Annotated in this window: 17 protein-coding genes; 9 read left to right on the top strand and 8 right to left on the bottom strand. The window is 71.1% G+C overall.

The annotated features are described in order from the left end of the window. Positions 1-6: 6 nt before the first annotated feature. Positions 7-648 (bottom strand): ATP-dependent Clp protease proteolytic subunit, encoded by a 642-nt coding sequence (locus ACGFNI_RS04655; protein WP_393680558.1) that lies wholly within the window; start codon positions 646-648, stop codon positions 7-9. Between the two features lie 58 nt (positions 649-706). Here ACGFNI_RS04655 and ACGFNI_RS04650 point away from each other — a divergent pair, with 58 nt between their 5' ends. Further along, on the top strand, positions 707-1,021 hold the full coding sequence (locus ACGFNI_RS04650) for a type II toxin-antitoxin system Phd/YefM family antitoxin (RefSeq protein ID WP_393680556.1): 315 nt from the start codon (positions 707-709) through the stop codon (positions 1,019-1,021). Between the two features lie 109 nt (positions 1,022-1,130). Here the strand turns inward: ACGFNI_RS04650 and ACGFNI_RS04645 are convergent, their stop codons facing one another. Beyond that, on the bottom strand, positions 1,131-2,075 hold the full coding sequence (locus tag ACGFNI_RS04645; RefSeq protein WP_393680554.1) for a M28 family metallopeptidase: 945 nt from the start codon (positions 2,073-2,075) through the stop codon (positions 1,131-1,133). Between the two features lie 524 nt (positions 2,076-2,599). Here ACGFNI_RS04645 and ACGFNI_RS04640 point away from each other — a divergent pair. From ACGFNI_RS04640 to ACGFNI_RS04615, 6 genes are read left to right on the top strand one after another with little or no spacing between them, the layout of a single operon-like run. After that, positions 2,600-2,902, top strand: coding sequence for an urease subunit gamma (locus ACGFNI_RS04640; RefSeq protein WP_227047501.1), 303 nt, complete (start codon positions 2,600-2,602; stop codon positions 2,900-2,902). A 17-nt stretch (positions 2,903-2,919) separates the two neighbouring features. Beyond that, positions 2,920-3,231: an urease subunit beta gene (locus ACGFNI_RS04635; protein WP_393680551.1), complete on the top strand. Its 312-nt coding sequence runs from the start codon at positions 2,920-2,922 to the stop codon at positions 3,229-3,231. After that, complete coding sequence (locus ACGFNI_RS04630; RefSeq protein WP_393680549.1) at positions 3,224-4,945, top strand: urease subunit alpha; 1,722 nt, start codon at positions 3,224-3,226, stop codon at positions 4,943-4,945. The genes ACGFNI_RS04635 and ACGFNI_RS04630 overlap by 8 nt, the downstream gene beginning before the upstream one ends. A gap of 51 nt (positions 4,946-4,996) precedes the next feature. Next, positions 4,997-5,671 (top strand): urease accessory protein UreF, encoded by a 675-nt coding sequence (locus ACGFNI_RS04625; RefSeq protein ID WP_393680548.1) that lies wholly within the window; start codon positions 4,997-4,999, stop codon positions 5,669-5,671. A 53-nt stretch (positions 5,672-5,724) separates the two neighbouring features. Then, positions 5,725-6,426, top strand: coding sequence for an urease accessory protein UreG (gene ureG, locus ACGFNI_RS04620; protein ID WP_393680547.1), 702 nt, complete (start codon positions 5,725-5,727; stop codon positions 6,424-6,426). Further along, the gene (locus tag ACGFNI_RS04615) at positions 6,423-7,262 is read left to right on the top strand and encodes an urease accessory protein UreD (RefSeq protein ID WP_393680546.1); all 840 of its coding nucleotides are present in this window, start codon (positions 6,423-6,425) and stop codon (positions 7,260-7,262) included. The genes ureG and ACGFNI_RS04615 overlap by 4 nt, the downstream gene beginning before the upstream one ends. A 45-nt stretch (positions 7,263-7,307) precedes the next feature. On the opposite strand, the gene ACGFNI_RS04610 is transcribed toward ACGFNI_RS04615, so the two are convergent. The 4 genes from ACGFNI_RS04610 to ACGFNI_RS04595 form a co-directional block, all read right to left on the bottom strand. Beyond that, the gene (locus ACGFNI_RS04610) at positions 7,308-7,682 is read right to left on the bottom strand and encodes a hypothetical protein (RefSeq protein ID WP_393680545.1); all 375 of its coding nucleotides are present in this window, start codon (positions 7,680-7,682) and stop codon (positions 7,308-7,310) included. 52 nt (positions 7,683-7,734) lie between these two features. Continuing rightward, the gene (locus tag ACGFNI_RS04605; RefSeq protein WP_393680544.1) at positions 7,735-8,115 is read right to left on the bottom strand and encodes a roadblock/LC7 domain-containing protein; all 381 of its coding nucleotides are present in this window, start codon (positions 8,113-8,115) and stop codon (positions 7,735-7,737) included. A 61-nt stretch (positions 8,116-8,176) separates the two neighbouring features. Next, positions 8,177-9,061, bottom strand: coding sequence for a hypothetical protein (locus tag ACGFNI_RS04600; RefSeq protein WP_393680543.1), 885 nt, complete (start codon positions 9,059-9,061; stop codon positions 8,177-8,179). 126 nt (positions 9,062-9,187) lie between these two features. After that, positions 9,188-9,571, bottom strand: a complete 384-nt coding sequence (locus tag ACGFNI_RS04595; RefSeq protein ID WP_393680542.1) for a hypothetical protein — start codon at positions 9,569-9,571, stop codon at positions 9,188-9,190. A 590-nt stretch (positions 9,572-10,161) separates the two neighbouring features. Here ACGFNI_RS04595 and ACGFNI_RS04590 point away from each other — a divergent pair. Continuing rightward, positions 10,162-11,766: an alpha/beta hydrolase gene (locus tag ACGFNI_RS04590; RefSeq protein WP_393680541.1), complete on the top strand. Its 1,605-nt coding sequence runs from the start codon at positions 10,162-10,164 to the stop codon at positions 11,764-11,766. A gap of 255 nt (positions 11,767-12,021) precedes the next feature. Further along, complete coding sequence (locus tag ACGFNI_RS04585; protein WP_393680540.1) at positions 12,022-12,438, top strand: SSI family serine proteinase inhibitor; 417 nt, start codon at positions 12,022-12,024, stop codon at positions 12,436-12,438. 27 nt (positions 12,439-12,465) lie between these two features. On the opposite strand, the gene ACGFNI_RS04580 is transcribed toward ACGFNI_RS04585, so the two are convergent. Together ACGFNI_RS04580 and ACGFNI_RS04575 are read right to left on the bottom strand one after the other, a co-directional pair. After that, on the bottom strand, positions 12,466-12,624 hold the full coding sequence (locus ACGFNI_RS04580) for a hypothetical protein (RefSeq protein ID WP_393680539.1): 159 nt from the start codon (positions 12,622-12,624) through the stop codon (positions 12,466-12,468). A 108-nt stretch (positions 12,625-12,732) separates the two neighbouring features. After that, the gene (locus tag ACGFNI_RS04575; RefSeq protein WP_393680538.1) at positions 12,733-13,683 is read right to left on the bottom strand and encodes a cytochrome c oxidase assembly protein; all 951 of its coding nucleotides are present in this window, start codon (positions 13,681-13,683) and stop codon (positions 12,733-12,735) included. Between the last annotated feature and the right edge of the window lie 17 nt (positions 13,684-13,700).

Below are 13,700 nucleotides of genomic sequence, written 5' to 3'. Positions count from 1 at the left end.
CCGACGTCACCGTGCGCCGGTCGCCGCGGAGGTCTTGCGGGCGCGGGTGACCCCGTCGATCAGGCCGTACTCCTGGGCGGCGCCGGTGTCGAAGATCTTGTCCCGCTCGATGTCGGCGGCGATCCGTTCGCGCGGCATGCCGGTGTGCCGTTGCAGCAGTTCCTCCAGCTTGTCGCGGGTGCGCAGCAACTCGTCCGCCTGGATGCGCAGATCGGTGGCCTGGCCCTGGACCGGCTCGCTCAGGGCGGGCTGGTGGATCAGCACCCGGGCGCCCGGCAGCGCCAGCCGCTTGCCCGGGGCGCCGGCGGCCAGCAGTACCGCGGCGGCGGACGCGGCCTGGCCCAGGCAGACCGTCGCGACGTCGCAGGTCACGTACTGCATCGTGTCGTAGATCGCGGTCATCGCGGTGAACGAGCCGCCGGGGGAGTTGATGTAGAGCGAGATGTCCTGCTCGGGGGCGGCGTGTTCGAGGTACATGAACTGCGCCATCACGTCGTTGGCCGAGGCGTCGTCGATGGGGGTGCCCAGGAAGACGATGCGCTCGCCGAGCAGCTTCGAGTAGGGATCCATCGTGCGCGTGCCGCTGCTGGTGCGCTCGGTGAACTCCGGCAGGACGTAGCGGGCAGTGGGGTGCGGTGCGTACGGCATGACTGCTCCTCTCTCCGTAAAAAATGTACAGGACGTACATCCCGTTAGAATGGGGAGCATGGCCTACGAGATTCCGGTGACGCAAGCCCGCGCCGAGCTGGCGGATCTGATCAACCGTGTCGTCTACGGCGGGGAGCGTGTGGTGGTCACCCGCCACGGCAAACCGCTCGTCGCGCTGGTTTCGGCCGCTGACCTGCAGCTGCTTGAGGAGCTTGGGCGGTCTGCCGGGGACGCGGAGGAGGAGCAGGTGATCAGCACGGTCTCGACCGTGCGGCCGGGCGCGTCCGCTCCGGGCGAACGGCGGCGGTTCGGTATCGCCGCGGAACACCGCGACCCGGCCGCCGGGGATCGGCGACCGGGTCGGGAGGGCTGACCGTACGGCGCTGCGGCCCGCCCGCGCCGGAGCGGCGGCGCGGGCCATGGGCGGCGGCTGCCCGGCGCCGGTGGGCGCGCGGGTCAGCCGGTGAGCTGCCGGGTGCGGGTCAGGAGCTGAGCTGCCACAGCGCGTTGGCGATGGCGTCGGTGTTGTTGTCCAGTGCGGTGTCGTCGATGTTCTTCGACGTGTCGCAAGCGGCGTGGTAGCAGGCGTCGAACGCCTTGCCCGCCTCGCCGCCCCATGCCTTGGCCTGCTCGTCGGTCTTGATGTAGTCGGCGCCGGAGAAGAGGCCGCCCACCGGGACGCCGGCGTCCTTGAACGGCGCGTGGTCGGAGCGGCCGTCGCCCTCGGTCTCGATCTCGGTCGCGATGTTCTTGGTGGCGAACCAGTCCTTGAAGACCTTCTCCAGGCGCGCGTCGTCGTCGTAGACGAAGTAGCCGGGGTTCGGCGAGCCGATCATGTCGAAGTTGAGGTACGAGTCGAGCTTCGCGGTGTCGCCGCCGAGGGACTCGACGTAGTTCTGCGAGCCGATCATGCCGTCCTCCTCGTCGCCCCACCAGCCGAAGCGCAGGTGCTTGGTGGGCTTGAGGTCGGCCTTGGCGACCGCGAGTGCGACCTCCAGGATGCCGGCCGAGCCGGATCCGTTGTCGTTGATGCCGGGGCCGGCGGGGACGGAGTCGAGGTGGGCGCCGGACATCACGGTCTTGCTCTCGTCGCCGCCGGGCCAGTCGGCGATGATGTTGTAGCCCTTCGCGCCGCCGCTGTTGAACTCCTGGAGCTTCGTGGTGAATCCGGCGGCGTCGAGCTTGCCCTTGATGTAGTCGACCGACGCCTGGTAACCGGCGGTGCCGTGGGCGCGGTTGCCGTCGTTGGCGTCGGCTATGGACTGGAGCTTGGCGAGATCGGCCTTGACGTCCGCCACCGGGATGTCGGGCGCGGCGAGCGTGTCGGGAGTGGCCTGTGCCGAGGCCGCGGTGCCCAGGAGGGCGACGGCGGCGGCGCAGGCGCCGGCGGCCAGGACGGCACGGCGGGTACGGGCAGAGCGAGTCACAGTGTGGCTCCGATGCTGGTGTGGGGGGTGGTGCGGAGCTGTTTGACGCGCACATGAGGATCGTGACCATTGGAGGCGCCGTCAAGAGCGCATAACGGACAGCCGCGTCCGGGGAGCGGGTCATGTCCGTTATGAGTGGAAAGTCGACGGCCATTGCCCGTACTTCCGGTCGCCGCGCGGGGATTGCGGCCCTTCCGGAGTGTGGAATTCGCCACCGCTTTCCTGTGAGTCGGAGAAACCCGGCGGGGAAGAGCGGCCCGGGAATTCGGTCGCCGTTCGGTAACGCCGGGTAATGGGCGGCGTGTTACCCCCAGGCGTGAGAAGGGTTCTGTATCTGTCCGCGCTGGTAACGCGTACGAAATCCCGGCGAACTAGCCTCTGATCGGCGGGTTGTTGATGGTCTTCCGCTGACGGGTGGTTTGCTCGTCCTTTAATTACTGTGTGATACATCTACCAATACAGGTGTGTGGACGCCTGTGACCTGGGTGAACGTCAAGCCCGGGGCAGACTGTGAGGTGGAACGTATGCAACTGACCCCGCATGAGCAGGAACGCCTGATGATTCATGTGGCGGCAGACGTGGCCGAAAAGCGACGGGCTCGGGGGCTGAAGCTCAACCATCCGGAATCCATTGCCCTGCTGACCGCTCACATCCTCGAAGGCGCGCGGGACGGCCGTACGGTCGCCGAGCTCATGTCCTCCGGGCGCAAGGTGCTGAGCCGGGACGATGTCATGGAAGGCGTCCCGGAAATGATTCACGACGTGCAGGTCGAGGCGACGTTCCCCGACGGCACCAAGCTCGTCACCGTTCACGAACCCATCAACTGACCGCGGGAGAGCAGAAGATGATCCCGGGACAGATCCTCTACGCCGAAGAGCCGGTGCGCCTCAACGATGGCCTCCCCCTCACGCGCATGACCGTCCTCAACGCCGCCGACCGCCCCGTGCAGGTCGGCTCCCACTACCACTTCGCCGAGGCCAACCCCGGCCTCGAATTCGACCGCGCGACCGCGCACGGTCAGCGGCTCAACGTCCCCGCCGGATCCGCCGTGCGCTTCGAGCCCGGCATCCCCACCGAGGTCGAACTCGTCCCCATCGGGGGCAAGCGGATCGTCGCAGGACTGCGTGGCCAGACCGGAGGCTCCCTCGATGGCTGATCTGACGCGCCAGGCGTACGCCGACCTGTTCGGCCCCACCACAGGCGACCGCATCCGGCTCGCCGACACCGACCTCGTCATCGAGATCGAGGAAGACCGCTCCGGCGGCCCCGGCAGGGCGGGCGACGAAGCCGTCTTCGGCGGCGGCAAGGTCATCCGCGAATCGATGGGCCAGTCCCGCACCACCCGCGCCGAAGGTGCCCCCGACACGGTGATCACCGGCGCCGTCGTCCTCGACCACTGGGGCATCGTCAAGGCCGATGTGGGTATCCGCGACGGCCGGATCGTCGCCCTGGGCAAGGCCGGCAACCCCGACACCATGGACGGCGTCAACCCGGACCTCGTCATCGGCCCCGAGACCGAGATCATCGCCGGCAACGGCAAGATCCTCACCGCGGGCGCCATCGACACCCACGTCCACTTCATCTGCCCCCAGCAGGTGGACGAGGCGCTGGCGTCGGGTGTCACCACCCTCGTGGGCGGCGGCACCGGACCCGCCGAAGGCAGCAAGGCCACCACCATCACCCCCGGCGCCTGGCACATCTCCCGGCTGCTGGAGTCGATGGACTCGCTTCCGGTCAACATCGGCCTGCTGGGCAAGGGCAACACCATGTCCGTCGCCTCGATGCGCGACCAACTGCGGGCCGGCATCCTCGGCTTCAAGATCCATGAGGACTGGGGCGCCACCCCCGCCGTGCTCGACGCCTGCCTGAACGTCTGCGAGGAGAGCGGCGCCCAGCTCGCGATCCACACGGACACCCTCAACGAAGCCGGATTCCTCGGCGACACCCTCGCCGCCATCGCCGGGCGCTCCATCCACGCCTTCCACGTCGAGGGCGCGGGCGGCGGTCACGCCCCCGACATGATCGCGATGGTCTCCGAGCCGAACGTGCTGCCGGCGTCCACCAACCCCACCCGGCCGCACACCGTCAACACCGTCGAGGAACACCTCGACATGCTGATGGTCTGTCATCACCTCAACCCCGCGGTCCCCGAGGACCTCGCCTTCGCCGAGTCCAGGATCCGGCCCTCCACCATCGCCGCCGAGGACATCCTGCACGACCTCGGCGCCATCTCGATCATGTCGTCCGACGCCCAGGCCATGGGCCGGATCGGCGAGGTCGTGATGCGTACCTGGCAGACCGCGCACGTCATGAAGAAGCGCCGCGGCACCCTCACGGGCGACGCCGGCGCCGACAACCACCGCGCCCGCAGGTACGTCGCGAAGTACACCATCAACCCGGCCGCGGCCCAGGGCATCGACCACGTCATCGGCTCGGTCGAGGACGGCAAGCTCGCCGACCTCGTCCTGTGGGATCCGGCGTTCTTCGGCGTCAAACCGCTGCTCGTCATCAAGGGCGGCCAGATCGCGTACGCGCAGGTGGGCGACGCCAACGCGTCCATCCCCACCCCGCAGCCGATCCTGCCCCGCCCGATGTTCGGCGCGATCGGCAAGGCCCCCGGCAGCAACTCCGTCAACTTCGTCTCCCCGCAGGCCGTCGAGGACGGCATCGCCGAGCGGCTCCCGCTGGCGAAGGCGTACGAGCCGATCCGCAGCACCCGCGGCGTCACCAAGGCGTCGATGCGCAACAACGACGCCCTGCCGCGGGTCCACGTCGACCCGGACACCTTCACGGTGACCATCGACGGCGAGACCGTCGAACCGGCCCCCGCCGCCGAACTCCCCATGGCCCAGCGCTACTTCCTCTTCTGATGCGGTCACGATGAACACCCCCGTCAACCCCACGCACCGCCCGGACCGCCGATGAGCCGGGCCGCCCTGCTCGTCCTCGCCGACGGCCGGTTCCCCGCCGGAGGGCACGCCCACTCGGGCGGCGCCGAACCCGCCGTCACCGCGGGACGCATCAAGGACGCCGCCACCCTGGAGCGGTTCTGCCGCGGCCGGCTGCACACCGCGGGACTGGTCGCGGCCGGCCTCGCCGCGGCGGCTGCGGCCGGCGCCGACCCGCTCCTCCTGGACGACGCAGCCGACGCCCGTACGCCCGTACCCGCGCTGCGGCAGGTCGCCAGGCGGCTCGGCCGGCAGATGATGCGGGCCGCCCGCGCCACCTGGCCGTCCGACGCGCTCGACGCGCTCGCCGCGGCCCGGCCGCGCGGCGCCCACCAGCCCGTCGTCCTCGGCCTCGCCGCCAGGTCGGCGGGCCTGACCCCGCTGGACGCCGCGTACGCGGTGGCGTACGAGAACATCAGCGGCCCGGCGACCGCCGCCGTGCGCCTGCTGAGCCTCGACCCCTTCGACGCCACCGCCGTCCTCGCTCACCTCACCGCCGACCTGGACCGGGTCGCCGCGCAGGGAGCCGAGGCCGCGGCGCGCGTCGCCACCGAAGGAACCGACGCGCTGCCCACCGCTTCCGCGCCGCTGCTCGATATCACCGCCGAACAGCACGCCGCCTGGCCGGTACGGCTCTTCGCCTCCTGACCGGCCCCACCACCGCGCCGCACACCGCGCGGCGCACGCACTACGGAGTGACCATGCACCTCGACCACGAGCTCGACGAGATCTTTCCTCAGCGCCACACCCACAGCGCCGCCGCCCCGGAGCGTTCCGACGGTTCCCGGCGGGCGTTGCGTATCGGTCTGGGCGGGCCGGTGGGTACCGGCAAGACCGCCACTGTCGCCGCGCTGTGCCGGGCGCTGCGCGATGAACTGTCCATCGCCGTCGTCACCAACGACATCTACACGCGTGAGGACGCCGAGTTCCTGCTCCGTGAGGCGGTCCTGCCCGCCGACCGTATCCAGGCGGTGGAGACCGGTGCCTGCCCGCACACCGCCATCCGCGACGACATCTCCGCCAACCTCGAAGCCGTCGAGGACCTGGAAGAGGCGGTCGGCCCGCTCGATCTGATCCTCGTCGAGTCCGGCGGCGACAACCTGACCGCCACCTTCTCCAAGGGCCTGGTCGACGCCCAGATCTTCGTCATCGACGTCGCGGGCGGCGACGACATCCCCCGCAAGGGCGGCCCCGGCGTCACCACCGCCGACCTCCTCGTCATCAACAAAACCGACCTCGCCCCCTACGTCGGCGTCGACCTGGAGGGCATGGCCCGCGACGCCAAGGCCCAACGCGGCGAACTCCCCGTCGCCTTCACCGCGTTGAAGAAGGAGAACGGCGTCAAGCCGATCTCGGACTGGGTGCGCGGGCGGCTCGCCGACTGGACCGCGGGCCCGGCATGACGACCGCGCCCACCACGCTCGCCCGGCCGCCGCGCACGCCGATGCCGGCGGCGGGGCTGCACGCCACCGCCCGCATCACCGCCCGCACCGACGCGCACGGCATCACCCGGCTGCCCGTCCTGGACGGCGCAGGGCCGTTCGCGCTGCGCCGGATCGGCAGGCCGGGACCGCAGGCCAGGGTCTGCGTGGTGGGTGCCATGAGCGCCCCGCTCGGCGGCGACCGGCTGGCCATCGACGCCACCGCGGACGCCGGCGCAGCCCTGCACCTCACGGCCGCCGCCGCGACGGTCGCGCTGCCCGGCCGCACCGGCGATGCCGCCACCTACGACGTCCGGCTGACGGTCGGCGACGGCGCACGGCTCGACTGGCTGCCCGAACCGCTGATCTCCGCGGAGGGCAGCGACCTGTGGATGACCACCACCGTCGAACTCGCGCCCACCGCCCGCCTGGTGCTGCGCGAGGAACAGGTCCTGGGCCGCACCGGCGAGCACACCGGAACCCTGCACAGCCGGCTGACGGTACGGCGCGCCGGACGCACACTGCTGGACCAGGAGACCGCCTACGGCCCCGGCGTCCCCGGCTGGGACACCTCCGCGGTCCTCGACGCGCAGCGCGCCGTCGGCCAACTCCTCGTCGTGGAGCCCGCGTTCGATGAACAGTCGGTGGCGGTGCGGCTGCTCGGCGACGCCGCGGGCGGGCCGGGGCAAGAGCCCGCGGGACAGGGTGTACTGGCGCCGCTGGCGGGCCCCGCAGCGCTCGTCACCGCCGTCGCCCCGGACGCGTTGCGGCTGCGGCGTCTCCTGGACGACGCGGCGCGGGACGTTGCGGCGGGCTGAAACCGGACCGGCGGGCGGGGGCGGAAGGCCGCGCCCCCGCGCCGGTCACACCTCCAACTCGGCCTCCAGCTGGGCGAGTCGGCGCCGGGCCAGCGCGAGGTTGGCGCGCTTGCGGTCCAGCACCAGGTACAGGAAGAGGCCGTTGCCCTTCCTCCCGGTCAGCGGGCGCAGCAGGTGATACTGCGAGGTCAGCGTGATGAGCATGTCCTCGATGGAACCCTGGAGTTCCAGCATTTCCATGGTGCGCAACTTCGCCCGTACGACATCGGTGATTCCGGCCGCCGCGGCATCGATGTCCAGGGCGTGGTTGTCCCCCAGGGTGGCCAGCGACATGCCGCTGGTGTAATCGACGAGGGCGATACCGATGGCGCCGTCGATGTTCGACATTGCTTCGGAGAGTGCGGATTCCATCTGAGCCATGGCGGATGGTGACCTTTCCATCGACAGGGTGGGACAGGGTTTTCGGGAGGGGTCAGGCTTCCGGCGCGGTGTCCACCAGCGTGCCGATGCGTGCCGCGGTCTGGCGGGCCTGGAGGTGCAGCCGTCCCACGTTGGTCTCGGGGCTCGCGACGGCGGTGAGCACCGCGCCGGCGCCGGCCGCGTAGACGGCGATGTATCCGGTGGCGCCGCGGGTCAGAGTCTCCTCGAAGGCCCCTTGTCCGGTCGCCTCCGAGAGGCGCTTGGCGACGCCGATGGCCGCGGCGGTGAGCGCGGCGAGGCCGTCCGGCTCGATGTTCCGCAGGTCGTGCGCGATGACCATGCCGTCGGTGCTGGCCACCATGCCGCCCTGAAGATGGCGCACCTGATCGCGCAGCGTGTGCAGTTCCTCCCGCACGCGGGGTTCGATCGTCATCAGTCTCCTCTTTTCCGCGCGCTTTCTGAGCGCGTGCCTCATGGCAGGGTTTCGCAAGGGCTCACAGGTTCTCCTCCAGTGCCGTACGGAGGCGGACGAGGAGGTCGACATCCGGTTCGGGGGTGGTCTCCAGTTCGGGCACAGGTAAGTGCCAGGAAGCCGTGGGCCGTTCCGCGCCGTCACCGGAAGCGTGCTCGTCCAGATGCGCCCCGGGGCGCCGCCGGGGGAGGGCGCCACCCGGAGGGTCACCGGCCGTGCGTCGTGGCATCTGCACCAGACCGGCCGCGGCGAGCCGGCGGGTCTCCAGCAGCGTCAGGAACGCCGACTGCCCCAGGAGGCGGGCGATGTCCTGCGGGGTGCGCCGGCCGTCGGCACGGGCGAGCAGCCGCCGCTGCTGCCAGGTGGTGACGTGGTTCCTGCCGCGGTCCGGGCGGGCGACGGTCACCGGTGCGGTGTCCACGGCGGCCCAGGACTGCCACGCGTCGAGCAGGGCGCGGCGGCGCGCGGTCGCCCGCAGCAGCGCCTCGACGCCGATCCGCTGCACCGGGCCGAGCCAGTGTGCGGCGCCCGGCGTGAACGAGGTGCCGTCGGGCGGCAGAGGCAGCAGGAAGAACGCCGCGTCCAGCAGCGCCGCCAGGTGGCAGATCTCCAGCTCGCCCAGGGTGAGCCGGCCCGCGCCGACCAGGAACCGGCCGCCGTCGGGCCGGGTTCCGTCCGCGCCGGCCGCCTCCTGCGCCTCCTGCACATGGCGTGCCGGTACGCGCCCCGCCGCGGTGAGCCGGACGTCGACCCCGGGGGCGGCGCTGCACTCCACGCAGTAGACCGCGCCGTCGAGCAGGTAGACGCAGCCGCCGGGACCGTGCAGCGCTCCGGTGACACGGTCGGCGGCCAACCGGTCGAGTACCCCGGCGGATTCGGGCGGGGGAGGAGGTGCGGGCAGGCCCATGGCTGTTCCCTAACCGTTGGGGCGGTGCGGCGGGCTGCGGCAGGGCGGCGGGCGCCCGCGCGCCGCCGGATGCGCGCGGGGCCGTGCGGCGTGTCACCGGGACCGGCTGACACGCCTGTACCGCGGTCAGTCGGCGACCAGTCCGGCCGCCAGGTCACGCAATCGCATCCTTGCCATTGCGAGGTTGGCGCGCTCACGGTCCAGCCAGAGGTACAGGTACGTCTGGCTGTCGAACGCGGTGTGCACGAAGCGGATGAGGTGGTAGCCGCCGGCCGTCGTGAGGATGAGGTCCTCCGTGCCGGGGTCGTCGGCTCCCGCGCTGTCGAATGTGGCGTTGCGCATGACGGCTTGGACGACTTCGGAGGTGTCGGCGGCGGTGGCGTCGTGGTCGTCGTGCGGCGCCCGGCCCGCCGTACCGAGCGTCAGCCCGCTGGTCCAGTCGATCAGACCGGTCCCGAGCACACCGGGGATTTCCATCGCCTGGGACAAAGCCTGATCGATACCCGGCACCACGGAACTCCTTCTCGACAGCGGGAAACTGAGGCGAAAACGCCGACAGCCCTCCCTCGTAGCCGCACGTGGGAGAGCCTGTACGGAAGGTTACTCATCGTGGCGGCTCCGGCACATGCCCCAAGGGCATGTGCCGGGCAATTGACGCGTTCTCGACCCTCGGCCGCGCACCCGCCCCGGTGAGGAGCAACCCCGGCGTACCGCACACAGAACACATACCCGCCATTGCGCCGGACGGCACCCTTCCGCACCCCGAAATCCCGGCAGGTTACGGCCCGTTGGCAGGGATACGCAGCAGTGCGGCGGCGGGCACCCGGCGACTTCCGGCCGCCCGCCCGCCGCTCCGCGCCCCTCGTGCCTCCTGCGTCCCGCAGGCCCCATACGGCGATCCGGGGCCGTCCGGGCGGGGGGTCCTGCGGAGACGCATACCGGAGCATTTCAGTTCCACCCAAGAGCGGCCGGAATCCTACAGATTGGTAAAGAATTGGTGGTCAAACCTGTTCAGACACGGACGGGAGACGACAGGATCCCCCTGTAGCTCTGTGATCATCGCCGCCACGAGCGGCGCACCATGCAGGGGGAACCACCTCGTGAGAAGAACAGCAGCACTCGGCGCCGCCGGCACCCTGGTGACCGGCACGCTCCTCGCCGGAGCGATAGCCGCCACCCCCGCCAGCGCGGGTGAGCGGCAGCACGGCGCATCGGCCGAAGCGCGCGGCGTACGGACCGCCGCCGCACGTGCGGCCACCCAGGGCATCGACTGGCAGGACTGCCCAGCCGACTGGGACCTGAAGACCCCCATCCAGTGCGGGTACGTCACCGTCCCCGTCGACTACGCCAAGCCCGACGGCCGCACCATCAAGATCGCCGTCGACCGGGCCCGCAACACCGGCGGCAAGGAAGAGCGCCAGGGCTCCCTCCTCTACAACCCCGGCGGCCCCGGCGGCTCCGGCATGCGCTTCCCGGCCCGGAGCACCGGCGACAGCGCGCTGTGGAAGAAGACCGCAGCCGCCTACGACTTCGTCGGCTTCGACCCACGCGGCGTCGGCCACTCCGCGCCGATCTCCTGCGTGGACCCGCAGGAGTACGTCAAGGCGCCCAAGGCCGACCCGGTGCCGGACAGTGAGGCGGACAAGCGCGCCCAGCGCAAGCTCGCCAAGGAGTACGCCGACGGCTGCGCCGAACGCAGCGGCGGCCTCCTGCCGTACATGACGACCCCCAACACCGCCCGCGACCTGGACGTCATCCGCGCCGCGCTCGGCGAGAAGAAGCTCAACTACCTCGGCGTCTCCTACGGCACCTACCTCGGCGCCGTCTACGCCACACTCTTCCCCGACCACGTCCGCCGGATGCTCGTCGACAGCGTCGTCAACCCCTCGCGCGAGAAGGTCTGGTACCAGGCCAACCTCGACCAGGACGTCGCCTTCGAGACGCGCTGGGGCGACTGGAAGAAGTGGGTCGCCAAGAATGACGCGACCTACCACATCGGTGCCACCCCGCAGCAGGTCCAGGCGCAGTGGGAGAAGCTGCGCGCGACGGCCAAGAAGAACCCCATCGGCGGCCTCGTCGGACCGGCCGAGCTGACCGGCTTCTTCCAGAACGCGCCGTACTACGACTCGGCGTGGGCCACGGTCGCCCAGGTCTGGAGCGCCTACCTCGCGGGCGACGAGAAGCCGCTGGTGGAGAACGCGGGGCCGGACCTCAAGGACACCGCGGGCAACATCGCGTCCGAGAACGGCACCGCCGTCTACACCGCCGTCGAGTGCGCCGACGCCAAGTGGCCCACCAGCTGGAAGAAGTGGGACCGCGACACCACCCGGGTGCACGCCGAGGCGCCGTTCATGACCTGGGCGAACGCCTGGATGAACCTGCCGTGCGCGACCTGGCAGGCCAAGCAGCACAAGCCGGTCGACGTCAAGACCGGCAAGGGCCTGCCGAGCGTGCTGATCGTGCAGAGCACCCGTGACGCCGCCACCCCCTACGAGGGCGCCGTCGAGCTGCACAAGCGGCTGAGGGGATCCCGCCTGATCACCGAGCGGGACGCCGGCTCGCACGGCGTCACCGGCCAGGTCAACCCCTGCATCAACGACCGGGTGGACGCCTACTTCCTGCACGGGAAGACGGACGCGCAGGACGTGACCTGCGCCCCGCACGCCACACCCGAACCGGCCAAGGCGAAGGCCGCCACTTCCTGACACCCCGTCACCACGGGACACCGCGCACGGGCGGCCAGGACACCACCTGGCCGCCCGTGCCGCGTCCCGGCCCCCGGCCCCGCCGCCCGGCGGACCCCCGCGCGGGCCGTACGGGCGAGCGCACGGCGTGGCCGCTTGCCCCTCCGCGGCGTACGGGATGCCCTGACCCCGTACGGGCGGGGGCCCACTCCGGTACCGGACGGTGGCGTCCCCGCACCGGCACTCGAACCCACCGAGCGCTCCAGGAGACCCACCATGTCCGTCAGCCGCCGACGCCGCCTGGCCCGTGCCGCAGCGACCACCGCAGCCGCCGTCGTGACCGTACTGTCCGTCGCACCGGCCGCCCCCGCCGACGCCGCCGAACCGCGAGCGGATGAGGGGCTCTTCCTGACCATCTCGGGCGTGGAGGACACCTGGATCCGCGGTGTGCTGCTGCGCTGCCCGGACACCACGGGCCACCACCCGCACCACGACGCCGCCTGCTCCGAGCTGATCTGGGCGCGCGGCGACCTCGACGCGCTGCGCGGCGAGCCGCACGCCTGCACCAAGGAGTACGACCCGGTGACCGTCGCGGCCCGCGGCACCTGGCGCGGCGCGCCCGTCGAGTGGCGCCGGACCTTCGCCAACGCCTGCACCATGGATGCCGCCACCGGGTCCGTCTTCCGCTTCTGAACGGGCGGCCCCGTCACGCGACCGTGCTCAGGCCCGGCGCGCCGCCACCATCCCCGCGGTCGCCAGAGCCAGCACCACCCAGGCGAACCAGACCCAGCCGTTGCCGCCCAGCGCCACGGTGTAGGCAGTGGCCACCACCAGGCCGGCCACCGTGCACACGGCCATCGTTCTCGCAGATCCGGGCATACCCGCAACCTCCTCACGGCGGCCCGTGGCGGCAACGCCACGGGCCGCGGCCATGGGACCATCGTCCCCGGCCGCGGCCCGTACCGCCAGCTTCCGCCCGAGCGCAGGTCAGCGGCTGCGCGTGTGCAGGGAAGCCAGATACGCGTTGTAGTCCGCCAGGTCCTTGTCGCCGTTGCGGTCGGCGGCCCGGTCGGTGCGCAGCGACTGCCGCTCCTCGGACTTGTACCACTGGAAGACCAGCGCGATCAGCACCACCACCGACGGGATCTCGCTGAACGCCCAGGCGATGCCGCCCGCGGCCGTCTGGTCGGACAGCGCGTCGATCCCCAGCGACAGCGGCGGATGTGTGTACGTGCTGACCATCGGCTCCGACGCCATCATCAGCGCGATGCCGAAGAACGCGTGGAACGGCATACCGGCGAAGAGTTCCAGCATCCGCATCACGTAGCCCGGCCGGTGCGGCCCCGGGTCGACACCCATGATCGGCCAGAAGAACACCAGGCCCACCGCCAGGAAGTGCACCATCATCGCGATGTGCCCGGCCCGCGACTGCATCAGGAAGTCGAAGAGCGGCGAGAAGTACAGCGCGTACAGGCTCGCGATGAACAGCGGGATGGTGAACGCGGGGTGCGAGATGATCCGCATGTAGCGGCTGTGCAGCAGCGCCACCAGCAGCTCGCGCGGGCCCTTGCTGCCGCGTGCCGCGGTCGGCAGCGCGCGCAGCGTGAGCGTGACCGGCGCGCCGAGCAGCAGCAGGATCGGCGACAGCATGCTGATGACCATGTGCTGCACCATGTGCACGCTGAACATGGCCATGCCGTAGTCGTTGAGCTTGGTGCACATGACCAGCGCCACGGTCAGCACACCCACGACCCAGGCCACGATCCGGCTCACCGGCCAGGCGTCGCCGCGCCTGCGGAGCCGCAGCACCGCCCAGCCGTACAGCGCGAGGCCGACCAGGCAGCCGACGAGGAAGAACGGATCCCCGCCGAACTCCAGCCCCCGCCCCAGCGTGAACGGCGGTAGATCCATATTCATGCCGTGCCCGCTGTGATCCATCCGCTCGCTCCTGATTC

It is taken from the genome of Streptomyces sp. NPDC048644, from assembly GCF_043199105.1.
Lineage (GTDB): Bacteria > Actinomycetota > Actinomycetes > Streptomycetales > Streptomycetaceae > Streptomyces.
This window is presented reverse-complemented; position numbering and strand designations above follow the sequence as displayed.